General features: G+C 67.8%; 23 protein-coding genes. 16 read left to right on the forward strand and 7 right to left on the reverse strand.

Going from position 1 to position 26,155, the window contains the following annotated elements; all coding sequences use genetic code 11:
• The first annotated feature begins 155 nt into the window (after positions 1-155).
• The 4 genes from Raf01_RS24370 to Raf01_RS24385 all read left to right on the forward strand — a co-directional run bounded on the left by Raf01_RS24370 (position 156) and on the right by Raf01_RS24385 (position 5,411).
• Positions 156-2,105 carry an outer membrane protein assembly factor BamB family protein gene (locus tag Raf01_RS24370; RefSeq protein ID WP_203920302.1) on the forward strand — a complete coding sequence of 650 codons (1,950 nt, stop codon included), beginning with the start codon at positions 156-158 and terminating at the stop codon, positions 2,103-2,105.
• Between the two features lie 274 nt (positions 2,106-2,379).
• The gene (locus Raf01_RS24375) at positions 2,380-3,681 is read left to right on the forward strand and encodes a sulfatase family protein (RefSeq protein WP_203920303.1); all 1,302 of its coding nucleotides are present in this window, start codon (positions 2,380-2,382) and stop codon (positions 3,679-3,681) included.
• 210 nt (positions 3,682-3,891) lie between these two features.
• Entirely contained in the window at positions 3,892-4,623 is a 732-nt protein-coding gene (locus tag Raf01_RS24380; protein ID WP_203920304.1) for a dienelactone hydrolase family protein, read from the forward strand.
• A 101-nt stretch (positions 4,624-4,724) separates the two neighbouring features.
• A complete protein-coding gene (locus tag Raf01_RS24385; protein ID WP_203920305.1) occupies positions 4,725-5,411 on the forward strand; it encodes a hypothetical protein in 687 nt (228 codons plus the stop codon).
• A gap of 268 nt (positions 5,412-5,679) precedes the next feature.
• Here Raf01_RS24385 and Raf01_RS24390 read toward each other — a convergent pair whose 3' ends face one another.
• Positions 5,680-7,110: a M28 family metallopeptidase gene (locus tag Raf01_RS24390; protein WP_203920306.1), complete on the reverse strand. Its 1,431-nt coding sequence runs from the start codon at positions 7,108-7,110 to the stop codon at positions 5,680-5,682.
• A gap of 825 nt (positions 7,111-7,935) precedes the next feature.
• Between Raf01_RS24390 and Raf01_RS24395 the strand changes: the two genes are divergently transcribed.
• The 3 genes from Raf01_RS24395 (at position 7,936) to Raf01_RS24405 (ending at position 13,761) form a co-directional block, all read left to right on the forward strand.
• Positions 7,936-10,788, forward strand: coding sequence for a beta-L-arabinofuranosidase domain-containing protein (locus Raf01_RS24395; RefSeq protein WP_203920307.1), 2,853 nt, complete (start codon positions 7,936-7,938; stop codon positions 10,786-10,788).
• 133 nt (positions 10,789-10,921) lie between these two features.
• On the forward strand, positions 10,922-12,118 hold the full coding sequence (locus Raf01_RS24400; protein ID WP_203920308.1) for a cytochrome P450 family protein: 1,197 nt from the start codon (positions 10,922-10,924) through the stop codon (positions 12,116-12,118).
• A 125-nt stretch (positions 12,119-12,243) separates the two neighbouring features.
• Positions 12,244-13,761 (forward strand): DUF4419 domain-containing protein, encoded by a 1,518-nt coding sequence (locus Raf01_RS24405; protein WP_203920309.1) that lies wholly within the window; start codon positions 12,244-12,246, stop codon positions 13,759-13,761.
• Between the two features lie 68 nt (positions 13,762-13,829).
• On the opposite strand, the gene Raf01_RS24410 is transcribed toward Raf01_RS24405, so the two are convergent.
• The 4 genes from Raf01_RS24410 to Raf01_RS24425 form a co-directional block, all read right to left on the reverse strand.
• Positions 13,830-14,357 carry a GNAT family N-acetyltransferase gene (locus Raf01_RS24410; RefSeq protein ID WP_203920340.1) on the reverse strand — a complete coding sequence of 176 codons (528 nt, stop codon included), beginning with the start codon at positions 14,355-14,357 and terminating at the stop codon, positions 13,830-13,832.
• 94 nt (positions 14,358-14,451) lie between these two features.
• On the reverse strand, positions 14,452-15,186 hold the full coding sequence (locus Raf01_RS24415; protein ID WP_203920310.1) for a hypothetical protein: 735 nt from the start codon (positions 15,184-15,186) through the stop codon (positions 14,452-14,454).
• Between the two features lie 9 nt (positions 15,187-15,195).
• Complete coding sequence (locus Raf01_RS24420; protein ID WP_203920311.1) at positions 15,196-15,372, reverse strand: DUF4265 domain-containing protein; 177 nt, start codon at positions 15,370-15,372, stop codon at positions 15,196-15,198.
• Positions 15,373-15,546: 174 nt separating this feature from the next.
• Entirely contained in the window at positions 15,547-16,998 is a 1,452-nt protein-coding gene (locus Raf01_RS24425) for an amidase (protein ID WP_203920312.1), read from the reverse strand.
• Positions 16,999-17,124: 126 nt separating this feature from the next.
• Here Raf01_RS24425 and Raf01_RS24430 point away from each other — a divergent pair, with 126 nt between their 5' ends.
• The 4 genes from Raf01_RS24430 (at position 17,125) to Raf01_RS24445 (ending at position 19,867) form a co-directional block, all read left to right on the forward strand.
• Positions 17,125-17,706 (forward strand): hypothetical protein, encoded by a 582-nt coding sequence (locus Raf01_RS24430; protein ID WP_203920313.1) that lies wholly within the window; start codon positions 17,125-17,127, stop codon positions 17,704-17,706.
• A 33-nt stretch (positions 17,707-17,739) separates the two neighbouring features.
• Positions 17,740-18,243: an HIT family protein gene (locus Raf01_RS24435; RefSeq protein WP_203920314.1), complete on the forward strand. Its 504-nt coding sequence runs from the start codon at positions 17,740-17,742 to the stop codon at positions 18,241-18,243.
• A 156-nt stretch (positions 18,244-18,399) separates the two neighbouring features.
• On the forward strand, positions 18,400-19,239 hold the full coding sequence (locus Raf01_RS24440) for a PhzF family phenazine biosynthesis protein (RefSeq protein ID WP_203920315.1): 840 nt from the start codon (positions 18,400-18,402) through the stop codon (positions 19,237-19,239).
• A gap of 94 nt (positions 19,240-19,333) precedes the next feature.
• The gene (locus Raf01_RS24445) at positions 19,334-19,867 is read left to right on the forward strand and encodes a P-loop nucleotide/nucleoside kinase family protein (RefSeq protein WP_203920316.1); all 534 of its coding nucleotides are present in this window, start codon (positions 19,334-19,336) and stop codon (positions 19,865-19,867) included.
• A gap of 42 nt (positions 19,868-19,909) precedes the next feature.
• Here Raf01_RS24445 and Raf01_RS50930 read toward each other — a convergent pair whose 3' ends face one another.
• Entirely contained in the window at positions 19,910-20,140 is a 231-nt protein-coding gene (locus Raf01_RS50930) for a DUF2510 domain-containing protein (RefSeq protein ID WP_373319558.1), read from the reverse strand.
• Between the two features lie 77 nt (positions 20,141-20,217).
• Here Raf01_RS50930 and Raf01_RS24455 point away from each other — a divergent pair, with 77 nt between their 5' ends.
• A complete protein-coding gene (locus tag Raf01_RS24455) occupies positions 20,218-21,372 on the forward strand; it encodes a hypothetical protein (RefSeq protein ID WP_203920318.1) in 1,155 nt (384 codons plus the stop codon).
• Here Raf01_RS24455 and Raf01_RS24460 read toward each other — a convergent pair.
• The gene (locus Raf01_RS24460) at positions 21,369-21,974 is read right to left on the reverse strand and encodes a TetR/AcrR family transcriptional regulator (protein WP_203920319.1); all 606 of its coding nucleotides are present in this window, start codon (positions 21,972-21,974) and stop codon (positions 21,369-21,371) included. The two genes, Raf01_RS24455 and Raf01_RS24460, sit on opposite strands and share 4 nt — an antisense overlap.
• Positions 21,975-22,028: 54 nt before the next feature.
• Here Raf01_RS24460 and Raf01_RS24465 point away from each other — a divergent pair, with 54 nt between their 5' ends.
• The 4 genes from Raf01_RS24465 to Raf01_RS24480 all read left to right on the forward strand — a co-directional run.
• Positions 22,029-22,508 (forward strand): DUF1772 domain-containing protein, encoded by a 480-nt coding sequence (locus Raf01_RS24465; RefSeq protein ID WP_203920320.1) that lies wholly within the window; start codon positions 22,029-22,031, stop codon positions 22,506-22,508.
• Between the two features lie 124 nt (positions 22,509-22,632).
• The gene (locus tag Raf01_RS24470; protein ID WP_203920321.1) at positions 22,633-23,715 is read left to right on the forward strand and encodes a hypothetical protein; all 1,083 of its coding nucleotides are present in this window, start codon (positions 22,633-22,635) and stop codon (positions 23,713-23,715) included.
• A gap of 48 nt (positions 23,716-23,763) precedes the next feature.
• Positions 23,764-25,287 (forward strand): ArnT family glycosyltransferase, encoded by a 1,524-nt coding sequence (locus Raf01_RS24475; protein WP_203920322.1) that lies wholly within the window; start codon positions 23,764-23,766, stop codon positions 25,285-25,287.
• Positions 25,288-25,366: 79 nt separating this feature from the next.
• Positions 25,367-26,155, forward strand: a 789-nt coding sequence (locus Raf01_RS24480; protein ID WP_203920323.1) for an exo-alpha-sialidase, incomplete at its 3' end; no start/stop codon positions are given.

The following is a 26,155-nucleotide window of genomic DNA, read 5'->3' on the forward strand; positions in this document are numbered from 1 at the left end:
GGCGTGCTCTTCGAGATGACTCTGGAGAACAGATGCCTGCTCACCCCACTCGTCGCGCGATTCTGTCCGCGGCCGTCATCGCCCCTGTCGCTGGCCTGGCTCGTCCATCAATCGCCGGTGCCGCCCCCAGCACGACGCAGACCACCGCCGATCCGGTGTCCTTGGGCACTCCGCTGAGGGAGACGAACGTCTCCGGTTCTGCTGTCGTCACGACACCGGACGGCGAACCGCGGATGTACGCAGTCATCGACGGCAGCCCCGCCGTCCTTGCCGTCGTCGACCCGCGCACCGCCAAAACGCTATGGACCAGCCCGCTCACCGGCGGCGGCACCGGCGCGCTGGTCGTCTTGGACAGCGGAGACGTCTACATCGGCGGCGCCGGCAACGTATACCACCTGCGCTGGGGAAGCCAGGCGCCCGAAGATCTAGGTAAGCCAGTCGCCAACCAGACCGTCACCTACAGTCTCACGATCGGCGACGACGGCCTCATCTACGGAGTCACCTACCCGGGCGCGGCCCTGTTCTCCATCGATCCGAGCAACGACGCGGTCCACAATTTCGGCTCTCTGGTGGACGACGCCAAGCACGCATACGCCGTCACCGCCCTCGGAGGCAACCTCTACGTCGGCACCGGATCCAGCCCGCACTTCCTGCGCGTCGACCCAACTACGGGCGCGGTCAGTGACATCGCCATGCCGGACGGGTCCGACGGCGACAACGCGCTGGCCTCGGTGTTCGACGTAAACGCCGTGGGCGACATCGTCTACGCGCGCATCGGCCACGACATCAAGTACTCGCCGCTCTACCCGTACCACCCGGACACCGACAGCTGGGACGATCCGATCAACGACGTCGCCGGCCTCGGTCTACCGCCGGCAGGACCCAACGGCGAGGTCTACGTGATGACCGAGAACACGCTGACCGCGTACGACCCGGAAACCAGCAAGCTCAGCCCCACCCCGTTGACCTATCCAGGGCGCGTGTACAACTACCGAGGTACCGGCTGGGTCGACCTCGGCGACTCCGACTGGCCGGGGCAGACGCTCGTCGGCTTCTTCTGGCGCGGCGAGGTGTGGCGCTACAACCCGACCACCGCGAAGACTCAAACAGACCAGTCTGACGTCCCGACGTCGCCGGTGGACATCATCTCGGTGTCCCCCGCTCGCGACGGCGGTGTGTGGGTGGGCGGTCACCTGGTCGGATTCGCCCACGTGGCCGAGGACGGAGACACCACCTACCACCGTTGGTCGCAAGCCGAGAGCTTCTACGACGACGGACGCAACCTCTGGATCGGCGCCTACCCGGACTCCCGCGGGTATCGCTTCGATCCCAGCCTCCCGTTCAACGACCCCGACTACTTGCCCGGCCCGCCCGGATCGGCGATCAACCCGGTCAAGCTCTGGGACTTCGCGCTGGACGAAACCTACACGGGCCCACCACAGGATCGGGTCTTCGCCATGACCCGCGCGGGACGCTGGGTGTTGGCGGCGACCGGCCCGAAGCTCACCGCGTTCGGCGGCGCACTGGTGGTCTACGACACGAAGACCGGCAAATATCGGATCATCGGCGATCTTGCCCATGAGCGCGCGCTGACGTCGCTCGCCGTTCGGGCCGGCATGGTCTACGCGGGAAGCTGGATCAACGGCGGTACTGGCAGTTCCAACCCGCCCCAGTTCGAGGGCACGGTCCTCGCCTACGATCTCGAGCACGGCCGTGTGCGGTGGCAGGTATCGCCGGAGGCTGGCGCGACCTCCTATGTCGCCACGCAGTTCGATGCCCGTGGCCGCCTATGGACCTTGGCGGGCACGGCGCTCTTGCAGCTCAATCCGGCTACCGGCGCCATCAAGCGGCGCGTCCAGTTGCCGGGAACGATGAGCACCACGTCCGCCACCTCGCCGAGCACTGTCGGCACCGTTGCTCAGGTGCCGGGAAAGGACGCGCTGTATGTCGGCGTGGCCGATCGGCTCTGCCTGGTCTGGGGCGCTACCGGCAAGGTCGACGACCTGGGCGAGTTCGGCTACAGCCAGTTCGCCGTGCTGCCAGACGGCCGGCTGGTGCTTGTGTCCGGCGTGACGCTGTACAAGTGGCAGCCGCCAACCGCCTAAATTGCGGTCGACGTGGTCGCACGAGGTGTTGGTGCTGCTCCCGAGCCGACCTGCGTGGCGGCGTCCCTGACCTGATGGAGAAGGGAAGCGACTTTCGGTCTAGACCGCAATTGCTCGGCGGTCTAGTGTGGCCAGAGCTCCAGCCCTGGAGGGACGACATGGTTCCAGATGAACGCACAGCCTTCACCCGCCACAGCGTCCTGCAGGCAACCATCCAGGTACGCGCCATCCACGCCAGCCTCGACGCCGCCACCGTCACGATCGGCGCCACGCGATGACGCCGCCCGACATCGTGCTCGCCCACTGCCACGACCTGGGCGACTGGCTGTCCTGCTACCGAATGCCCAGCGTCCCCAGCCCCAGCCTGGAACGGTTCGCCGCCGAATCGGTCGTGTTCGACAACGCGTTCGCCACAGCCCCGCTGTGCAGCCCGGCGCGCGCCTCACTGTTCACCGGAACCTCGCCGCACGTCAACGGCATCCAAGGACTCGCGCACGCCGGATGGCGCTACCGCCCCGGCGTGCGAACGCTGCCTGAACTGATGTCCGGGGCGGGCTACCGCAGCGTGCTGGTCGGCCTGCAGCACGAACACACCGACCCCACGGTCCTGGGCTATGACGAGGTGATCGGCGCCGGATTCCTGCCGCGCGCGCTGCCGATGGCGGCGATGGCCGAAGAGTACCTTCGGGACCGCACCACAAGTCCCGGCGCGCGGCAACCGATGCTGATGGTCACCGGTACCTGGGAGGTGCATCGCCCCTGGCCCCCGGAGGACTACCGACCCGCCGACCCGGACCGCGTCGACGTGCCGGAGTTCCTGCCTGACAACGCGCACACCCGGGCTGACATCGCCGCTTTCCACGGCTCCATCCGCCAGCTCGACACGGCGTTCGGCCGGCTGCTGCACGCCATCGACCGCTACACCGACCCGCAGAACACCCTCGTCATCTTCACCGCCGACCACGGCGCCCCGTTCCCCAGGGCGAAAGGGACGCTCTACGACCCCGGCGTGCGGGTGGCACTGCTCGTACGCCCACCCCGCCGGTGGCAGGTACCGGCGGGACGCCGCTCGATGTTGGTCAGCCACCTGGACGTCATCCCCACCCTGCTGGACGCCGCCCACGTCACGCCGCCGCCGTGGCTGGAAGGCACACCCCTACCACTCGACGCCGACGCACCACTCGACGCCGACGCACCACACGCCGACGATCGTGCACTGTTCCTCGAGAAGACCTACCACGACGGCTACGACCCGATCCGCGCGATACGAACCCGTCGCCACAAGCTCATCCGCAACTTCCTCCCCGCAACACCGCCACCGATCTCGAAGGACCTCGCCAACAGCCCCACGCGTAAGGGAATGCGGGACGCCGACTTCCCGCCCCGCCCGGCAATCGAGCTCTACGACCTCGACACCGACCCGGCCGAACGCGTCAACCTCGCCGACGACCCCACCCACACGGCCATCCGAGACACGCTCAACGATCAGTTGTCCGAGCACATGCGCATCACCGCCGACCCCCTGCTAGACGGCCCCGTGCCCCCACCCGCCCCACCGTCACGATCGACCGCATGAACGGGCATGTGCCCGCACCCCGCCGACCTGCGCTGGCCCTAACGCTGGCAATACAGGCGGAGCCGATCACAACCCGGCCGCCGTCGGGTCCGCCATGGCCTCACAGACCTGGCCGCCAGCGTCTACGCCGGCGGCCGCAGCGCAGCTGTTGGCGCGCCTTCGCCGGGGACAGGCACGGGCCGGCAGCCTTGCGCCGGTAGTGTCATTGACATGAAGTTGCGTGAGGACCACGTACGAGTGCCGGCGCCCGACTGCGAGATCCGCTCGGTGGTACTCGCACCGGTCGGCGAGGGCCCGTGGCCTGGCGTGCTGCTGTACACCGACATCTTCCAGTTGACGGAGTCGACGCTGCGCACGGCGCGGCGCCTGGCCTCGGCCGGATTCGTTGTCTGCATACCCGAGATCTACCCGCGGGATCTCGCCGGTGTCGCACTGGAGTTCGACGATGCCGGCAAAAAGGCTGGACTCGCGGGTGCCGCCGGCACGACGACCGTCCAGTTCGACTCGGACCGCGTCGCGGTGCTGGACTTCATGGAGCAGCGCGGCGACATCACCACGCTGCACGCGGTGGGATTCTGTCTCGGCGGTCACCTCGCGTTCCGTGCCGCCTTCGACCCGCGGGTCGCGGCCACCGTGTGCTTCTACCCAACCGGGCTGCACAACGGTGAACTGGGCGCTGACGCCGACGCGGGATCACTGGCCCGCGCCGCAAGCATCCATGGCCGACTGATGGTCATCTTCGGCTCTCGGGATCCGCACGTACCCGCCGACGCGCGAGCACAGACCATCGCCGCCCTCTACGCCGCCGGACTCAACGACCTCGAACTCCACGTCTACGCTGGCGGCGAGCACGCGTTCATGCGCGACGTCGGCGCCCGGTACGACCCGACGCTCACCGACCTCGCACTGACCGAAGCGGTCTCCTTCCTCAACGGCCGGTGACCCACCTCCAGGCCGCGCACGTCAATAGGGATCCGCCCACCGGCGGTGGCGACAGCGTGCCTCCGTGCTCGTAGGTCAGCTCTAATTGGCAGAATGCCCGGGTGGCATTCGACAGTGCTGAATCGGAACGGGTCCTTGGCGAGATCGAACGCGGTGACGACCGCAGCCGCCATGCCAGTGGTCAACCGGCCGCGGGACGCGCCAGGAGCGCGCCGACGGGGTGGCAGGCGGCCACTTGGGCCGCACTCGTGCTCACCGCTACCTATCTGGCCACTTGTCTCACCATGCTCATCGTCTTGATCCGCGGGCGCCAACTGGTGGATCGGATAGCCCGGGGTCCAAGTTCGGTTCCTGTGCGAGACGTCCTCGACATGGCCAACATCGAGGTGACCAGCTTTGTCCTGTACACGCTGGCCCTGTTCGCCTACATCGCGGGCTTCGTGGCCTTCTTTGTGATCAGCCGCCGCATGCTTCGCCGCCTCGGCTACGACGCCCGCACCGTGATGTCGCACTGGAGCGTGGCTGCCTGGCGCAGCGGCATCTTGGTGTCCTTGGCCCTGGCGTTCGCCGGAAGAACAACGTCGATCGAGACCACCGATCCCGAACGGGCGGTCTGGCACAACGCCGAGGGTGAACTGATCTTCTTCTTCGCGGTTAGAGTGGCGGTCGCCGCACTCTTGATTTGCGCCCTATGGATGCTCCGCAAGCGGATCTCCAGCCTGATAATGGGCCGGCCAGTCATGGCACCTGCGGCGCAATCTGCCCCCAGTTCGGGCGATCTCGGCTGAACTCGCCCGAGCGCTCCTGCCTTCGGTGATCGCCGGCGGCTCAGCTACGTCGGCGTTGAGGTGGGCGGCCATGCTGGTGCTGCGCGACGGCGGCCACTCCGAGCCGACCATCCGGCGCATGGCCGCCTGAAAACCTCCATCTCCCATTTCCCGTACGCCCGACCGCGACCCTGCGCCCCGGGCTCCAACTACCACGGGGCCGGTCGCGGCGGGGCGCGCGGAGCGAGGTGCGCACGCGCGGACCCACCGCGCTCGCGAACGTCCACTTTTAGGCGACTGTCGTGGGGAAGGCGACGGGGCTGCGGTGGCCGGCGGAGTCGACGGCGCGAATGCCGAACTGGACGTTGTCCTTGGCGATGTCCAGGTCGACCGTTGTCACGTTGCCAACATTGACGGCGCTCGTCCAGTCAGCGGCGGTCGTCTCGCGGAGCACGACCTCGTAGCCGACCAGGTCGGGCTCCGGACCCGGGTCCCAGCTGAGCGTCGTGATGTTGGTGCCGGACAGAGTGCCGGGCGGCGTCGTGTGGATCTTGAGGTTCTTCGGGGTACCTGGGGCGGTGGCCAGGGACCACAGGGCGGCGCCGTTCACCTTCGCCACCCGCGCCATGTAGTCGAAGTCGACGAAGTCGATCAGGTCGCCGAACTGGACACCGTCCACGACCTGCGTGTTCTGGTGCTCGTGGTTGAAGTTCTCCCGTGGCTCCGTGAACCGGGCCGCGGGGTAGCCGTGCTGTTGGAACGACAGGTGGTCGCTGCCCCGCAGATAGCGGTCCCGCCGCCAGATGACCCGCACGTTCATGCCGGTCAGCTCGAACGGCGCCGCTTGACTGACGAAACGGGCGAGCTGGTGGGTCGCGCCGTCGTTTTCGCCGCCCACCGACTGCATGAGCGAGATCTGCGCGGCGGTCGCGGCGGTCGGGATACCCTCGACGAACAGCCGCAGGGTGTGCGGGTCCGGCTTCGTCCCGTCCCAGGCCCGCGAGGCACCGACGATGTCGTTGCTGAACATGCCCTGCACATCCGCGCCGGAGGCCGCCATCTGCTGCGCCATGAAGGCCGAGCCGTACAGGCCCTGCTCCTCCCCCGCGACGGTGGCGAACACCAAGGTGCCGGGGAACCGGGGACGGGTAGCGAACAGCCGAGCCAGCTCGAGCACGACCGCGACGCCGGAGGCGTCGTCGTCGGCGCCGGGGGCGTCGCTGGTGAAGTCCAGCACGTCGGTCACCCGCGAGTCCAGGTGTCCGGTCACGACGTAGTACCGCTGCGGGGAGGCGGCGCCCGTCATCGTGGCGATGACGTTCGTGATCGTGGTCGGTACCGGGATGCGGCTGGAGACCGGCTGGATGAACGTCTGCTTCTGCACGGTCATCGCGCCGCGCGACGTGGCCGCGATGTCTTGCAGCTGGCCGTACACCCAGTTCGTCGCTGCGCCGATGCCGCGCACCGGGTCGTCCTGGCTGGAGGCGGTGTGCCTGGTGCCGAACGAGACGAGCCGCCGTACGGTCGCCTCCATACGCCTGGGGTCGACATGCTTGAGCATGTCACGCAGGCCCGCGTCCGATCGCGGTCCGGCCAGCGGGCTGGCGGCCGCCGATCCAGCGTCGGCCAGCAGGGGAATGCCCGCCGCGGCGACAGCCGAGGTGGACAGGAACGCGCGCCGGGTACTGCCGGCACGCCGAGCGGATGAGTTGTCACTCATGCTTCGAATCAAAGATGTCGATGCTGCGATGTCAACGGGGCAGCGCCCTTTCGACGCCCTCGGACCGCCCCTTGGCGTCGGCCGCGCATCCGGCCGACTGAATATCAGCGGGTTGACGAGGTGCGAGAGGCTGGCGACCACCACCGTCGTGAGGATCCAGCGTCGTCTGGTTTCCTCTGCGGTGCTCAGCGATTCGCGCCACCGCGGTCGGTCATCGTGTCCAGCCTGTGGCGCATGGCGTACCAGGCACGCTAAACGCGTTGCCATGTTAGCGCTAACAAGGTGCCGCATGTGGCATGACTGCGACGCCATCACCAGACGCGCCATAGACCGTTACCAATTCGGTCGGCTATGGCCGTCCACCCCAGCTCCCGCCGCTCGCCGGGAGATGGCCCTCCATGCGTTACCGACCGGTCACCGGCTGGTGAAGTTGACCTACCGCGACCCTTGACACCGGTCCATGACCTAACTAGCGTTCGAGATTGTTACCGCTAACACATTCGCATACCTATCTTTTGCCGGTGACGTACGCGGTTACTGGCTGGACTGTGGTCGCGAACACGATTCCCCTCGGCCGTCGATGACGATTTCCATTGGTCCCAGGTCCACGGCACGCCGCCGTCCGGTGTGCCGGCAACACACGGCAAGACAGATCCGGGCAAGCGGCTGACCGCATCCGGCCGGACGCCTCGCGCCCGCGTCGTGGCGATACACCTCGCCGCAGCGGCGCGCTCAAACTCGCCCGGCCGAGTCCGTAGCCAACCGCTAAGGAGAGGCAACCACAGCATGGAGAAGATCTCGCGCAGAGACGCTCTGCGTCTTGGCATGGCAGGCGCCGCAGTGCCCGCCGCGCTCAGCGCCACGTCGATGCTCGGAGCAACGCCGGCCGTAGCCGCCCCACGCGATGCCGGGTCGGACGAACTCGTCGGCACGGTTGCCCAGCGCAGCATCCCGATCCCGGCCGGCTGGTCGGTCAAGCCGTTCGACAACAACCAGGTAGCGCTGCATCCCAGCCTGTTCACCGACAACCGCGACCGCATCCACCAGTTCCTGCTCAACTATCCGATCGACAACATGCTGTACCTCTTTCGGCTCGCCGTCGGGCTGCCCAACCCGCCCGGGTCAAGCCAGCCGGGCGGTTGGGAGACCTCGGACGGCAATCTGCGCGGTCACTATGCCGGACATTTTCTCAGCGCCCTCGCGTTGGGCTACGCCGGCAGCGGCAACACCGCGTTCCTTGACCGGGCCAACTACTTCGTCACCACGCTGGCCCAGTGCCGGGACGCGTGGGCCGCGGCCGCGGCCCAGCCCACGCCCCGAGTCGCCGGCAAGTTCGGCAGCGCCGTCAACCTGACCGGTTGCGGCAAAGCCAACACCGGCAACTCCGAGCACCTACAGCTGCCCGCCGGCGTCGTCGACGGCCTGACCGACTTCACCGTCGCGGTCTGGGTCAACCCCACCGCGCTCACCAACAACACGGCCATCTTCGACTTCGGTACCAGCAACACCTCGCACATGTACCTGCAGGCGAACTCCTCGAACCACCCGGTCTTCGGCATCACCACCAACGGCACGGGCGGCCTGCAGACGATCGCCGGTACCGCGCAGCTGCCGACCGGCACCTGGACGCATCTCGCGGTGACCCACGCCGGCAACACCACGACGCTGTACGTCGACGGAGTCGCGGTCAACACGAACACCGGAATGACCCTGTCGCCGGCGAGCCTCGGCGCGACCACGCTCAACTACATCGGTCGCAACCAGTATCCGATGGGCTCGGTCGAGTTCCTGAACGCGAAGGTCAGCGACTTTCGGGTCTACGACCACGCGCTGGCCGCGGACGAGGTGCAGAGCCTGACCACCAGCGAGGGCGGCAGCACCGGCGGCGGCAACGTGGTGTGGTACAGGTTCGCCGAGACCAACGGCCCGACCGCGACCGACTCCTCCGGCAACGGGCGGGACGCGCACATCTTCGCGCCGACCGACGGCCAGCGACACCCGGGTTTCCTTGCCGCGTACCCGGAGACCCAGTACATCCGGCTCGAGCAGCTGTCGACCTACAGCCCGATCTGGGCGCCCTGGTACACCTGCCACATGATCATGCGGGGTCTGCTGGACGCCTACCTCTACACGGGCAACCAGCAGGCGCTGTCACTCGTGACCGGGATGGCCGACTGGGCGCAGAGCCGGCTGACCAAGCTGCCGCGCACCACGCTGGACAGCATGTGGAAGATCTACATCGCCGGCGAATACAACGCCATGCCCGAGGTGCTCGCCGAACTTGCCGCGGTGACCGGCAACACCGGCTACCTCGAGACGGCCGAGTGCTTCGTCAACACCTACCTGTTCGACGCGGCGGTAGCCAACCAGGACACCATCAACGGCGAGCACGCCAACCAGCACATCCCCCAGTACCGCAGCTACCTGACCATCTACGACAACTTCAGCGACTCGGTCCAGCCGACCTACCGCGCGCCCGCCGAGCAGTACCTGACCGCGGCCAAGAACTTCTGGGACATGGTCGTACCGCACCGCATCTACGTCGACGGCGGCATGGCCGGTTCCGGCGAGATCTTCGGGGCACGTGACGTCATCGCCTCGACGATTCAGACGAGTAACGCGGAGACCTGCTGCGAGTACAACATGCTCAAGCTGAGCCGGAACCTGTTCTTCCACACCGCTGACCCGAAGTACATGCAGTACTACGAGCGCACGCTGTTCGGGCAGATTCTCGCCTCGCGCCGCAACACCAGCAGCAACACCAACCCGAACCTGACCTACTTCATCCCGGTCAACCCGGGCACCACCCGGGGCTACGGCAACCTCGGTACCTGCTGCGGCGGCACCGGTCTGGAGTCGCACGAGAAGTTCCAGGACTCCATCTACTTCGCCTCCGTCGACGACACCGAGCTGTATGTCAACCTGTACATCCCCTCGACGTTGAACTGGGCGGCCCGGGGTATCTCGCTCGACCAGGCGACGAACTTCCCGACCGACCCGACCGGGGAGACCACCCTCACCGTCACCGGCAGCGGCCAGTTCACCCTCAAGCTGCGGGTGCCGTACTGGGTGCAGAAGGGCTTCACGGTCCAGATCAACGGGCGGACCCAGTCCCTGGACGCGGAGGCCGGCACCTACGTGTCGATCACCCGCACGTGGAGGTCGGGCGACACCATCGACATCTCGATGCCCTTCACCATGCGCGCGGAGCGGGCCCTGGACCAGCCCCAGACCCAGGCGCTGGCTTACGGCCCAGTACCGATGGTCACGCTGTCGACGCAGAAGACCTACCTCGAGCGCTCGTTCTACGCGGGCCTGCAGCTCAACGGCGACGTCAGCCGGGCCATGACGCCGGCCGGGCCGATGACGTTCACTGCCAATGGGTTGACCGTCCGGCCGTTCTACATCGACGACACGACCGCGTACCACGTGTACTTCCACCGTGTCGAGCCGACCATCGTGTTCGGCACGAACGACACCGGGATACCGAACGTGGCCCGCGAAGACGGACTGACCTTCCTGGATGTGGTGTGGTCGTCGGCGCCGTTTAAGAACCACGGTCAGTTGGTGAGCACCGTGGAGGCCGCGACCGACGCCTTCGCGCATGCCGGCCTGCTCACCAGCTCCCAGATCACCGCGATCATGCAGGCGGCGGCGCACGCGCATCTGCTGCCGTAACCAGTCGCGCGCAACAGCCCGGGCGTACCCGGGCGGGCGATCCCGCCGCCGGCCGGTCCCGCAACGGACCCGTCGGCGGCGGGGGCGCAGACAGTCAGGGCAGGGTCGCGTAGTGGAGGGTGACGTACGGCCGATGGCAGTGGATTTCGAACCCCACGAACTGTGGAGTGAGGCGGCGCGCCGCGACCGCCACGCTTTCTACGCACGGGTGCGCGCGGCCGGCGAACCGGTACCGCAGATAGACCCGGTCACCGGCAAACGGTTCTGGGTACTGGCCAGGCACGCCGACGTGCGCTCGGGGCTGCGCCACCCGGACATCGGCCACGAGGTCCACCGGCACCAGACCGGTCCAGCCGCGGCGCGGTCCCGGGTACCGGTCCGCGAGGCCGACCGCCTCGGCGCCCGCCAGCTCATCAGCCTCGATCCGCCCGACCACACCCGGTTGCGCGGCTTCATCAACACGGCATTCACCCCCCGGACCGTCGCCCGCCTGGAGACCAGGATCGAGGCGCTGGTCGACGGGCTGCTGGCCGACGCCCGGCGGCGTGGCACCGTCGACGGGGTCGGCGACCTCGGCGACCCGGTACCCGTCGCGATCATCGCCGACCTCATCGGGATACCACCGGAAGACCGCGAGCGGTTCCGGGCCTGGTCCGCAATGATGATCTCGGGTGGAACCGCGTGGGCGGCGGCGACCGGGCAGTTCGCGGCCTACCTCGACGACCTTGCCGCCAAGCGCCGCGCCGATCCGCGCGACGACCTGCTCTCCGCGCTCGTCGCGCTGCAGATCGCCGGCGACTCGCTCGACCGCGACGAGCTCGTCGCGATGATCCAGCTTCTGCTGGTGGCCGGGCAGGAGACGACCGTCGACCTCATCGCCAACGGCATCCTGGCGTTGCTCAGCAATCCCGACCAGTGGCAGTTGCTGAAGGACGATCCGTCGCTGGCGGCCGCGGCCGTCGAGGAGATCATCCGGTACGACGGGCCGGTCGAGATCGCACCGCCGCGGTACACCTTTCAGCTCATCGAGATCGGCGGCGGGGTCATCCCCCCGTTCGAGATCGTCGCGCTGTCGGTGCTCGGCGCCGACCGCGATCCGGAAGTCTTCACCGACCCGGACGTCTTCGACATCAAGCGCTCCGATGCGAAGCACCACATCGGTTTCGGGCATGGCATCCACTTCTGTCTCGGCGCGCCGCTGGCCCGGCTGGAGGGACGCATCATGTTCGAGAAGATCGCCCAGCAGTTGCCCGATCTACGGCTGCTCGCCGAACCCGATCAGGTGCGCGGCGTCAACCCGCGGCTGACCGCCCTGCCCCTCGCGGTCTGACCCGGTCGGGCCCGCCGGCCAGCCTCGCCGCTGACCGTGTAGCAGTGCCAGCCAATCATGGTCGGGCATGCCAGCTCCACCGACGGCGGACTTCGGCCGGTGACGCCGGGCGCTAGGGTCAGGTTGTGGTGACCTTCCGGGTTGACGATGTGGTACCCGCTACCGAGTTGCTCCCCGCTCGGCCAGTCGGCGAATTGTTCCCGGCCGCTGTGGTTGTCGGCGGTGACCCGACACTGCCGGTCATCGTTCCCGACGGCGTCCATCCGTTGCTGAGCGCGGTCGGGCGGGCCTTCGCGGAGCATCGTCCGTTGGTGTTGTCGCCGGACGCGGTGTGGCTGACCATCGCGCAGGGCGTCGCCCAGCACGTACGCCTGCACGCCGAGCAGTTACGTCCACGGCTGGTCGGGCACGCCGGACGCAAGCGGCTGACCGTGACCATGGGGCCGATGCCGCAGAATTCCGACTCGTGGCAGGAGGTCGTGGAGCAGTTCAGCAAGCTGATCGCCGACGAAGTCAACAATGCCGAGTTTTTCGAGTGCGACTTCTCCACCAGCACCGACGTTGAGCGGGTCGCCGGGCAGGTGGTCCTGCTCGACGCGTACTCTCCGTACTTCGCACTGTGGCTGGTGTGCGTGTGCGGCATCCCGACTGTCACGCTGACCGGCACGGTCGAGGACTGGCAGAAGATCCGTGCCCGAGTCGACGCGCTGCCCGCGTACGGTCTGAGCACCTGGCACCGCTCGTTGGTGCCCATCGCCGACCAGTTCGTCCGGGCCGCCAGCGGCGATGTAGACACCGCATTCTGGCGGCGCATCTACAACCCCGTCGACGCCTACGGGGGCGAGCAGATCACCGGCTGGGCCGCCCGCTTTTACCCGTACCTGACCGGTGATGGTGTGGTCGACTATCCGAACCCGCTGCTGGAACTACCCATCGAAGAACCGCGCGACCTGAGCGGCGACCGGATGGGCTACAACGGTCCGGGAATCGTCAGCAGCGGGGTGCCGGCCACCCTGTCCCGGGTGACCGTCAACGTCAACGACCAGGTTGGACGGGATAACCAGGCAGTCGCCTTCCACGCCGGATTGGTCGGCGTGGCACAGGACCCCGACGGGGCGCTACGGCCGGTCGCCGGCTGGCACCTGGCATCAGCGCAGGTCGAGATCGACGACGTGATCGACCGGATCGCGGCTGACCACCAGGTCACCCCGCCCCGGCCCGCGCTCATGTTCAGCGCCAGCGCCGACCTGATCGCCCTCTATCACCGCATCGGCTCCGCGACCCTGTTCGACGGCCAGTGGCGGCTCCTGCCGGTCAGCGAGCACCGCCAGGTGCACCGCAGCTACCACAACGCCTCGCTGGTCGGGATCATCGATCTGGCAGATGGCCGCAGCATCGCCATGGCCAGCGACACCGTCAGCCAGACTTTCCACTGGGTCACCTGCCAGATCGCTCAGGTGGAACCCTCACGGCCGGATGAAACCGAGACCGACCAGCGTTACCGGCTGGCCGACCAGCCCCAGGATGTGCCGGTATACGGCACCTCGCTCGCGCTGCTTCTCGACGCTGCCCTGGACTCTGGCGGCGACATCAGCCACCTCGAAACAGGCCGACTCGACGAACTCGACGCCGCTGGTCGATAACAAAGGATCCGCCGTCCGCCGGTGTCGAGCGCCCGCTTGTCCGGCGCGCCGCGGTGGGTCGGCCGCCGTCAACCGGCCTGGGGCGCCTTCACCACCTGGTACATGGCGTGGTCCTGCCACCGGCCAGCGATGTTGAGGTACTCCGGCGCGACGCCGAACTGCCTGAACCCGTTGCGCTCCAGTACCCGCCGTGACCTGACGTTATGCAACAGGGTCTCCGCCTGCACTCGATGCAGTCCCAAGTCCTCGAAGGCGACCTGCACGATCTCACGCACCGCTCTGGTCGCCAAGCCTCGGCCATTGCGGCTGGCGTCCACCCAGTAGCTCAGAGCGCATGACTGGAAAGCGCCGCGCACGATGCCGTTGAGCGTAATGCGGCCGGTGACCTGCCCGTCGTCGTCAACGATGACGTGCGGCAGCTTCGATCCCCGCGCGTACAGCCGAAGATCGTCTCGGATGACAGCCTGTTGCCCGTCGGTCGTGAAGAAGTCCTCGCTTCGAGCGGGGTCCCAGGGTGCGAGGAACTCACGGTTGACGCGAAGCAACGCGGTGAGGGCCGACACATCGTCGGAGGCAATCAGCCGGGTAATGCTCACCCGGCCATGATCGCATGCGGAGTCGCCTTCCTCCTGAGCATGGGTTGCAGGACTGGCCTCTTGATACGCGACCTCACATTTTCGGTCGAGGCCCCTACCCATCTTCCATCAACCACTCACCGGGCAACGCCCGGCGCACCGCGGCGATCCCCTCCGCCGACGCCGCACGCACCCACAACCACGTCCCTGGATCCTCACGCAGCAACGCCCCGAATCCTTCGAACCACCGCATCGGCCCACCGCCAGGCCCTGCCCAGAACGGGTAGTCCGGCATTGGCAGCCGACGAAACCGCTTCTCCAGCAACGCAATGGTCTCATCGTCCAACTCACGGTTGTCGACGAACATCTCGCCCGAGAACATCCACTCCGACAGCACCATCTCCACGCAGGCCAACGACACACGGTCGAGGAACGGCTGCCACGCGCGCTGCGCCTGGCCGACCGAATCGAGCCGGAACACGACCGGCGGATCGGGCTCGGTGACCGCCGACAGCGGAATACCCCACTGCGCAACGTGCTGGTTCTCCACCCGGAAGACCAGCACCTGACCCGTGTCGTCGATGCAAAGCTGATCCGGAGAAAGCAGGACATCTTGACTCCGGGTCAGGTCGTTGCGCTTGCCGAACAACGCGTGCGCCTCACGCAGCGACGCTGGCATCGAGAACCCGAGACGGGCCTCTGCCGCCTGCAACTCGACGTCGTCACAGCCGTCTGCCGCAACGAGCGCAGTCGCGTACGCCTCGGCGAAGCGGCCAATGAACTGCCAAGCCCCGACCGCATCGCGGGTCGCGGCTTCCAACTCCTGGTCAAGATTGAAGGCCGGGATCACGAGGCGTCCCTATTCACCAGATGCCTCAACCGGCTCGGCGGCCAACCACGCATAGCCAGACCACTCCAACCGTTCGTCGGCCCACAACTGACCGTCCTCACCACGGCGAACCCGGAACAGGTCACCATTGGCCACGTTGCGCGCGAACCACGGCGAGTTGTACAGCCGGACCGTGTCCGCGGTCACCGGCACGGCCCCACAGGCCCTCGCGACCCACGGGCGGCCATCCGTCATCGTCTCGTGGCAGCTCGAACACGACCTTCACGAACTGATCAGCTGTCCCGTCACCCGGTCTGATCGCATCCACGGCGACAGCATGCCCGATCGACGACCGGACGTCGCCGCCGACCCAGGACCGCCCTACTTCGGTGCCTGGAAGCCGCCGATCTTCTGCTCGAGCAGTTCGGCCAGCCGCAGCGGGGTGCGGTCCTCGAACATCGGACCGATGAGCTGCACCCCGACCGGTAGGCCCTCGGGCGACCGGCCCGCGGGTATGGCGGTGGCGGGCAGACCGGGCATGGTGGCCAGGCCGGCCCAGACGAGCTGGTCCAAGTACGGGTACCCGACGCCGTCGATGTCGATGCGCCGTTTCAACGGATTGGGGTTGTGGTCGTGCGGGAACGCGGGCGTCGGCGTGATCGGGCACACCACGGCGTCGAACTCGGCGAACAACTGCCGCCAGCCGTGGCGGTGCAGTTCGCGGCGGTTGTTCGCCTCCATCCAGTCGCGGTGGCTGAACACCATGGCCCGCAGCCGCACGGCGTCAAGACTCTGGTCGTCCGCGCTCAGTCCGGCGGCGCGGGTCCGCAGCTGCTCCTGCGATTCGATGGGAAAACGCGCAACGGAGTTCGAAATCAGCAACTGCGTGTAGAGCGTCGCGGCTTCGGTCAGATCGGGCAGCAGCGAACTGTGCCGTTCGACGCGGGCGCCACCGTCGACGAGCGCGGCGGCCACCCGGTTCACGCCCGCCCGCACGGCGGACCCGGTCGGAATGAGCGGGTGCTCGTCGAGGACCAAGACCCGGAAGTCGCGGAGCCGCTCGTGGCGGGCGGGCGGCAGTGCCAAACGGTGCGCCATGCCGTGCGTCAGCGGATCCGGTCCGGCCATGACGTCGAGCAGGAGCGTGAGGTCGCGGGCGGTGCGCGCCATCGGACCGACGACGGCGAGGTCGAGGTCGACCGGCAATGCCGGCTCGGATGGCAGGACCATACCGCGATTGGCCGCCAGCCCGAGCGTCGGCTTGTGCGCGTAGACGCCGCAGAAGTGCGCGGGGGTACGCAGCGAGCCGGCGATGTCGGAGCCGATGGACAGCGCGCCGAACCCGGACGCCAGGGCCGCCGCCGACCCGCCGGAGGATCCGCCCGGCGTGCGACCGTGATCCCACGGGTTGTTGGTGGTGCCGTAGATCTCGTTGAAGCTCTGTATGTCTTGCAGCCCCAACGGCACATTGGTCTTGCCGAGCACCACCGCGCCCGCGGCCTTGAGTCGCGACACCTGTACCGCGTCCTCGGCCGGCATATAGTCCCGGTGCGGCGGCATGCCCCAGGTCGTGGGCAGCCCGGTCATGTTGTACGACTCCTTGACCGTCACCGGAATGCCGAGCAGCGGCCGGTCCTCACCACGCGCGCGTGCCTGGTCGGCACGGTGTGCCGCAGCCCGCGCACGGTCGAAGTCCGGCACGCAGATCGCGTTGATCACCTCGTCGTCGCGCTCGATCCGGGCGATCGCCTCGTCGGTCAGTTCCACCGATGTCACCGCACCGGCGTGCAACGCGACAACGAGTTCTTCGGCCGTCTGAAAGCTCCACTCCATGAATCCGAAGCTATCGGCCCGCCAGAGAGGACACGAAATTCCGGTTCGCGCAACAGGATGGATGTCTCAGTTCTTGTCGGTCCACAGCGGACGGCCGGGTGTTGACGCATCGACCAGAATGGGCGTGTGGAGCCCACTGAGGGACTGGTCTGGTACGCGGACAGTGACGACCCCTACTACACGCTGAAGCACAGCGGCGGCGTGTTCGCCGCGATGCTCGGGGTACCGTTCCTGCTCGGCGTCTGCATCGCGGCGAACAAGACCGGTCCCGGGGCTGGCATCACCCTGCTGATCCTCTCACTGCCGCTGCTGGGCGCCTGCGTCTTCGCCGTGTGGGAGTTCATCCGGGACCGGCGGCGCGTGGTGGCGCTGGAGCTGACTCCGGCGGGCCGACCCGACCGGGTCACCGTGCGCCGGGTCAACGGCACCAGCACCACCTCCCCCCTGGCCTCGGTGCGCCGGATGGAGGTGTTCCGAACCATGATCGTGTCAACGCCGCGCTCCAGCATCATCCGGCTCGTCTTCGACCAGCGGCTGGAGACCAGCCGCAAGGGCCGGCCGGACCTGCCGGAGCGGTGGACCACCGCGCTCGCCGCGACCGGCGTTGACCTGCAACTGCAAGACATTCATCCGCGGCAGCAGGGCCGGGATCGCCTGCCGACCTACCGCCGCACCCGCGCCTGGCGCAACAGCGGCTGGCGCCGCTGATTCCCGCTCCGAGCAACGCCTACCATCGACGAGGTGACGACGCCTCGAATCCCCATGAACCTCGACGCGTACGAGCACCGGACGCGTAGTGGTGCCTGTTTCATCTGCGCGCTGGTCGCCGGTGTACCGGGCAGCGAGCACGAGATCGTGTATGACGACGGCGAACACGTCGCCTTCCTCAACCGGTATCCCACGCTGTACGGCTACACGCTGGTGGCACCGAAGGCGCACGCGGAGCTGGTGCACCGCGACCTTGACAGGCCGGCGTACCTGCGGTTGCAGGAGGTCGTGTACCGCGTGGCTCAGGCACTGGCAACGGTGGTGCCGTGCGAGCGCATGTACGTGTTGAGCCTCGGCAGCCAGCACGGCAACAGCCACATCCACTGGCATGTCGCGCCCCTGCCGCCCGGAACCCCGTACCGGGAGCAGCAGTTCCACGCGTTGATGGCCGAACACGGCATCATCCCATGGGACCGCGAGCAGGCCAGCGTGCTTGGTGCACACCTTCGAACCGCGCTTGATAGCCAAGAGTGGTGACCCCTGTTCTGGCGGGGGTCCACGGGCCATTCTGTGCCCTGCTAGCGATGCCAAGCGTAGGCCGAGCAAGCGGATGCCGGGCGATGGGGCTGCTTGCGGCCACGAGGAGTGGATTGGCACTCGAATGTGGTGAGGTGCCGCCCTATGATGGTGATCATGGAGATACTGCGGTACACCGCGTTTAGCGCCGATCCAGCCGGCGGCAACCCGGCGGGTGTTGTCCTGGATGCCACTGGGCTCGGCGACGCGGAGATGCAGCGGGTGGCAGCCGAGGTCGGGTACTCCGAAACGGCATTCCTCGTGCCCGACGAGGACAGGCACTTCACCGTGCGCTATTTCAGCCCGAAGGCGGAGGTCCCGTTCTGCGGCCACGCGACCATCGCGTCAGCAGTCGCCTACTCCGAACGGCACGGTCTGGGAGTCCTGTATCTGGACACCCGCGCCGGTCTGGTTGAGGTTTCCACCAAGGCGCAGGCGGACGGTGCCACCACCGCCACGCTGATCAGCGTCGAACCGCAAACCAAACCCATCTCCGCCCGCGACCTTGCGGCGCTGCTCGAAGCGCTGCACTGGAGGCCGGGCGACCTCGACCCGACGCTGCCGCCGCGGATCGCCTTCGCCGGGGCGTGGCATCCCATCGTGGCAGCCGCGAGCCGGCAACGCCTGGCCGACCTGGACTACGACATGGCGGCGTTGGCCAGCCTGATGGCCCAGCGCGACTGGACAACCATCGACCTGGTCTACCGCGAGTCCGCGCTGACATTCCACGCGCGTAACCCATTCCCACCCGGTGGTGTTGTCGAGGACCCCGCGACCGGCGCGGCGGCCGCGGCGTTGGGTGGCTATCTGCGCGAGTTCGGCCTCGTGGCGCCGCCCGCGACGGTCACCGTGCACCAGGGCCAAGACATGGGCCGTCCAAGCCTGCTCGCCATAGAGATCCCCGCCCAGTCCGGAACCGGGATCGCGGTGACCGGCGCCGCCGTTGCCCTTTCCTGAGGTGGGGGGTCGGACTGAAGCCCCCGTCGCCATCGGCAGCGCCCGGCCCGCCACACCGCTCGACCTTGCGAGGTAGGAAGGAGAACCGACGCCGGTGCAGGATTCGAAGCCCAGCCGCGTGGTCGTCTTCACCGGATTGCCAGGAACCGGCAAGTCATCGCTGGCCGAGCAGGTCGCTCGAGCGATTCAGGCCCCAGCGTTCGCCGGCGATTGGCTGATGGGAGCCCTGAAGCCCTACGGCCTGCTGGACCGCCTGGACCGCCCGACGTACCTCGCCATGTACTACAACCTGCTGCACACGCTGATCACCCGGCAACTGATACTCGGCCAGTCCGCGGTTGTCGACTGCCTGATCAACGACGACACCGCCGGCCGCTGGCGCGACGACGCGGCACGGTACGACGCCCGCCTGCTCGTCGTCGAGTGTGTCTGCACCGATATCGAGCTGCACCGCTCACGGATCGTCGGCCGCAAGCGGGACATTCCCGGCTGGCACGAGATCGGCTGGGACCACGTTGAACGCATGCGAACCGAGTACCCGCCGCTGGCCGTCAGTCACATCACGGTCGACGCGGTCAACTCCATCGACGACAACGTCCGGTACGTCCTCGAGCAGATCAACAGCTGACCTGGAGCACGCGACACCTGTCGACCCCCGTCCGCGTGACGCTTACGCGGGGGATCGACGGTTGTCGGTTTCGACGTGGTCAGTCCACCGTGCTCCGTCGAAGTACCGCAGCTTGCCGGCCTCGTATGGATCGTCATACCAGCCGGCCGGGGACGGCTGCATACTTCGCTGCGGCATCGACGGTTCCTCAGACAGGCACGGGACTGCGAGGATAGCAGCTGAGCTCTCCGCTGCGAGGTACGCACCTGTGGTGGCTGCGGTCCGCACAGCCATCCGATCCAAATGTCGCGGTGGCGGTATGTGGCCGAGATCCTGGATCTTCTCGGCCGGTCCGGCTACCGTCGCTATCCGTGGTCGCCAGCAAGCATCGCCGCCCCAGCAGCCCGCGCGCTCGCCGAGCGATGTTCGGTGTGCTGCTGACCGCAGCCCTGATCGGCCTTGTCGGTACCGCTGGTTGGGCCATGTTCGGGATGGCCGACGCACCGGCCAGCTCCGCCGCCGCCACGGCCTCACCCTCGCCTGTGGCCAGTGCGGCATCACCCGCAGCCGCCATCTCCAGCCGGCCTTCGCCATCGCCGAGCGCCACGCCCGCCGGACCGCTCGTCCCGTTCACCGGCGTCGTGCCGGGCAAACTGCTGATCGGCATCGGCGACGAGGCCGACCGGGCCGCTCAGACCGCGCTCGCCAAACAGTCCCCCGTGAAGATGCTGACCAGCTGGTACAACGAGGAATCCGACTTCGGCGACTTCATGGACGGTTGGAAGAAGACGCTGATCCCCAAGCTGTACCGGTCGGGCTATGCCATCCACGTGGTGGAGTGGGCACCGGACGACGAGGGTCAGCTGACTACCAAATACGGACCGGCGTGCGGGCGGGCCTACCCGCTGTCCAGTCAGTTCCTCAACGACATGAAACACCTGGCGCAGATCTTCGGCGGTGCCAGAACCGGCCCACCCTTCTATGTCACCCTGTTCACCGAGTTCTCCACCTACCCGTGCGTGGACAACGAATGGGACTCGGCGACCAACTACTACCTGGCGTTGAAAGACCAATACCGAGCGGCGTACCAGGTCCTGCACGCCAACGCGGCCAACGTGCACGTGTCGTTGGGCTTCGGCGGCTGGCTGGGCACCTACGACTATCCGCAGAAGGGCGGCGGGAAGTCGCTGATCAGCCACTTCACGGACATCCTCAAGGCGTCCGACTTCCAGAGCTTCCAAGCGATGAATGACCCCGCGAGCCAAAACCCGGCGCAGATACTGGCGATGACCAAAATCCTGCACCCGTACGGGCCAGTGATGCTGGCACACTACAAGCCCGACAACGGCAACCAGGCCACCTTCGACGCCGACGTACGCGCGATCTTCACGGACTCCTTCATTCAGCGCGCCACCGCCGACGGGTTGTTCGCGATGAGCTTCATGACGACGAAGAACGTCGATGCGGATCCGGCAACCTTCCAGTTCCTGAAGACGGCGGTGACCCGCTACGGTCGCACGCCCTAGCGTGACCCACGGCCCGGCCGCGACGTTCGCCGCGCTCGATGACCCGCATCTTCTGGAGCACGTGGACCCTGTCCGCGCCCGAGCAGGCCGATCAGCATTTCGACACGGGCCGTCTCGTGGTCGGGCCGCAGCCGGCCGTGCCGGGACAGGTCAGCCAGGCCGTGCAGCGCGCTCCACAAGACCTCCGCCCGAGTCTCGTCGCCCGTCGCGGACAGCAGCGGGCGGAATCCGGCGCGCAGCGGCTCGGGCGTGGTCGGCCGGGCGAACTCCAGGTCGGTCGGCATGGAGAACATCGCCTCGTACGTCGCCGGCTGCGATCGGGCGAAGTCGAGGTACGCCGCGCAGAGCCCGCCCAGGTCACCCGCCGAGGTCAAAAGCTCGGCGAGCCGAGCGAAGCCGGCCAGTGCGACCGCCCGGATGATGCCGTCCCGGCCGTCGGGGAAATGCCCGTAAAGAACCGGCTGGCTGAAGCCGATCGTGTCGGCAAGCCGCCGCACGGTCACCGCCGGCCACCCGTGCACCTCGGCGATCTCCCGCGCCGCGTCGACGATCCGATCCCGCCGGCCGGCACGGGCCAGTTGCGCTTTCGTTGGGGCCTTCACATCCTGATCCTAGCAGTGCTAGATTCCTAGCAACGCTAGATTCCTGGAGGGATTGTGACCGTACTCCTCGACGTCCTCGCCACCGCCGCCGCGCTGGCCACGGCCGTCATCTTCGGTACCGACACGGTCGGCGCGCTGGTCATGCGCCCGACGTACGCCGCGCTCGACGACGCCACCATGACCCGCGTCGTGGGCCTGGGCCACCGCTACGGCAACGCCCGCATGTCCGTACCCGGCATCCTCAGCGTGGTCGCCGGCGCCGCGGCCGCGCTCACCGCGTTCCTCACCGGCCGCCCAGCCGCCGGCGTCGCCGCGGGGATCGCGCTGCTCCTGCTGCTCGTCTGGCTGGTCCTGTTCAACCGGATCTCGCTACCGATCAACAAGGCATTCATCGAAGCAGCCGAGGCCGGCCAGGTACCGCCCGGCGCACGTCAGCTCCAGGAACGGTGGGACTCGATCATCAACCTGCGCGCGGCCCTCCAAGGAACCGCGCTGCTCGGCTTCTGCCTCACCCTCGCTCTCGCAGCAGCCTGACACACCGGGGCGCCGGCCCCGCCAGGCCGAGCGCCCCTGTTCGTACCGCGCACCCCACACCACCACCGTCGCGGCGGCCAGCACGTTAGTCATCACCTTCTATGGTTGTAGGCGGGAGGTGACCATGCGACCGTTGCGCCGCGCTCTGGGCGCGCCGCGTGCCCGCCTATACCCGGCGCTCGCGACGCTCGTGGTGACGCTGATCGCGGCCTGCACCCTCACCGCCGCTGGTCTTACCGCCGGGTTCGCCCGCGATCTCCTCCTCAACGTGGGAGCCTCGCTGGCGCTTGTGCCGCCGACCTACCTGGTGTTCGCTCCCATCTTCGAACGCCTGCGCCAGACCGCGGCCCCCATCCAGGAGCACACGCGCCTCGATCGGACAAGACTTACCGATGGGATCCGCGGCAGCCGCTGGATGGTGGAAATGATGGCCACGTTCTCCAGCGTGCTGGAGGAGCCGTACCGGGACGCATTCCTCGAGGCACTTCACAGCGCACTGCGCAACGGCGCGACAGTACGCATCCTGCTGCTCGACCCAGCCTCAATCGCCGTCGAGCAACGCGCCAGGGAGCTGGACGGACTGGACGTCGAGAAGCTGATCACCGCCAACCTGCGTCAACTGTACGGGTTCACACAGCGGCTCGACTCCGCGCTGCTCCGGCATCTGGAGGTGCGCATCTACGACGCGTCGCCGTCGATGCAGCTGTTCCGTTGGGACGACAAGGTGCTCATCTCCTTCTTCCCGTTGCACCACCGGGTCGCCGCCGCCCGCCAGATCGAGACGTACGTGTTCAACCCGCTCGGCGAGTTCGCACAGAGCCGCTTCGACGAACTCTGGGCGGCCGACACCACGCGCGCTGTTGAGGACTACGTACAGCTGCTCATCGAGGTACACGGAATGACCGGTACCGGAGTCACCTGCCGGGTCGGGTTTGTCCAGCATCTCGACCGGATGTTCATCGACGCCACGCCGCTGGTGGCGCACCTCGTCAAGCACGGCATCGCGGGACAGCGAGTGCGTCAGCCCGCAGCGACCACCGCACCGGTGCTGTTGATGTCGCAACTGGACGGTTCTCCGCCCGATCAGGTGCGGGAGATATCCGAGCTATTCGCGACCAAGTACGGAAGCGCACCGAGTCCGGACGTCATCGTGCAACTGTTCCCGGCCGCGCCCGCACCGCAGGCACCCCCCTTGCCGGCCAGTTGAGCGGAATTCTCGGGCACGGTGACCGTGAACCACACGTAGGCTGCGCCCGTGGAAACGCGGGAGGGATCGGGTCGATCGGTGTCGTGCCCACACCTGGCACGGTTGGCGGTTGGGCCGGTCGCAGGGGTCGCCGGATGCGTCGCCGCGCTGTTGGTCGCCCTGTCCGGGCGGTACGGATACCACCGCGATGAGCTCTACGACCTCGCCGCCGGTCGGCACCTGGCGTGGGGGTATCCCGACCAGCCGCCGCTGGTGGCGCTGCTGGCGAGACTGCTGTCGCTGGTGGCGCCGGGCTCGGTCGTCGTCCTGCGGCTACCGTCGGCCCTCGCGGTCGCTGCGGTCGTCGTGCTGGCCGCGCTTCTCACCCGCGAACTGGGCGGGCGACGCGCCGCGCAGACGTTGGCCGCCGCCTCAATGGCGGTCGCGCCGCTGCTACTCGGGGCCGGGCACCTGCTCAGTACCACGACGTACGACCTGCTCGCCTGGGCACTGCTGCTTTGGCTCGTGGTACGAGTCCTGCGCACCGGCGACCAGCGGCTGTTGGTGGTGTGCGGGGGTGTCGCGGGGATCGGTCTGCTGAACAAGGACCTGGTCGCGTTTCTGATCGCGGCCCTGGTGGTGGGGATCGCGGTGGCCGGGCCGCGGCGGATACTCGCCTCACGGTGGCTGTGGACCGGCGGGGCTGTGACTGCCGTCGTGTGGGCGCCGTACCTGGTGTGGCAGGCCCGTCACGGCTGGCCCCAATGGCAGGTCGGCCGCGCGGTCTCGGCGGGCTCCTCGGGAAGCTCCGAGCCGCGCGCCCTGTTCCTGCCCGTCCAGCTCGGGCTGATCAGCCTTTTCCTCGCACCGATCTGGATCGGCGGCCTGGTCCGGCTCTTCCGCGATCCGGCACTCCGCTGGTGCCGCGCCCTCGGTTGGGCGTACGCGCTGCTCGCCGTTGTGTTCCTAGCCCTCGGCGGCAAGCCGTACTACCTCGGCGGGTTCTTCCCGGTACTGCTCGCGGCCGGCGCCCAGCCGACAGTCGAGTGGGTACGGCGGCGGCCCCGGCTGCGCCGTACTATGCTCGGCGCCGCCCTCGTAGTCAGCGCGACTAGCTCGGCAGTAGTCACCCTTCCGGTCGTACCCCTCGGCACCCTGCACCGGACGCCCATCGTTTCGGTCAACTACGACACCGGCGAGACCATCGCCTGGCCCACCTACGTCCGGGAGATCGCCGGTGTCTTCCGGCAGCTTCCGGCCCGCCAGCAGGCGAGCGCCGCCCTCGTCACCCGTAACTACGGCGAAGCGGGAGCCATCGACCGGTACGGGCCGGCGCTCGGCCTACCAGCGGCGTTCAGCGGCCACAACGGCTACTGGTACTGGGGCCCGCCTCCCGCGACCGCGGACACCATTGTCGCGATCGGCTTTGCCCGCGACGTCCTGGAGCGGTCGTTCGCAGATGTCCGTCTGGGCACGCGGCTGGACAACCACCTTCGGATCGCCAATGACGAACAAGGCGCGCCGGTATGGGTGTGCTCCCAACCCCGCGGTAGCTGGCCGGCTTTATGGCCGCGTTTCCGCTCACTCGGATGACCAGGGTCGCTGGACTCGGACCCATCGATACGTCGCGTTCACCTTCATGGAGAATGGTGTGCATATGTCTATGAGATTCATGGCACGCCTGACATCCGTCGCGGTCGGGGTCGCGGTGACGGGTGGTCTCCTGGTCGCACCGCAGCACGCGACGGCCGCCACCGCCGAACCGCCCACCAGTCAACAGATCTTCCATGCGGGCGACGGTGGCTATTCCTGTTTTCGCATCCCGGCCGTCGTGCGCGCCAACTACCCCGACACCAACGGCGTGCTCCACGACGAGCTGGTCGCCTTCGCCGAGGGCCGTAAGGACAGCTGCAGCGACCACGGTGACATCGACATCGTCTCCAAACGCTCCACCGACGACGGCAAGACCTGGGGCACGGCCGTCACGATGGTGATCAAGGGTTGGGGCGAGGCGAAGACCAACCCCACACCGATCGCGATCCCCGGCTCGGCCACGATCGTGTTGCTGTCGGTACGCGAGTGCGGATGGCCGTCGACGTGCGGTCGCACCCCCAGGGCCACCTACAGCTACGACGGCGGACTGACCTGGCCGACGTCACCGGCGCCCAACGACCTCACGGAAGACCTCGGCTTCGGAGACAAGCCTCCGTTCTGGCTCGCGTTCGGTCCCGGCCACGCGATCAAGCTGTCCAGCGGGCGGCTCATCGCGGGCATCAACTACCAGACCGACTCCGATTCTGTCTCGTACGGCGGCATCGTCTACAGCGACAACGACGGCCAGAGCTGGCACCTTGGCCCGGTGCAGCCCTCGACCGGCACGCTCGACCCGCAGGAGATCAGTGTCGCCGAACTCTCGGACGGGCGGATCTACCTGTCCGCCCGCAACCACGCCAACGAGGAT

Source organism: Rugosimonospora africana, from assembly GCF_016862975.1.
GTDB classification, from domain to species: domain Bacteria; phylum Actinomycetota; class Actinomycetes; order Mycobacteriales; family Micromonosporaceae; genus Rugosimonospora; species Rugosimonospora africana.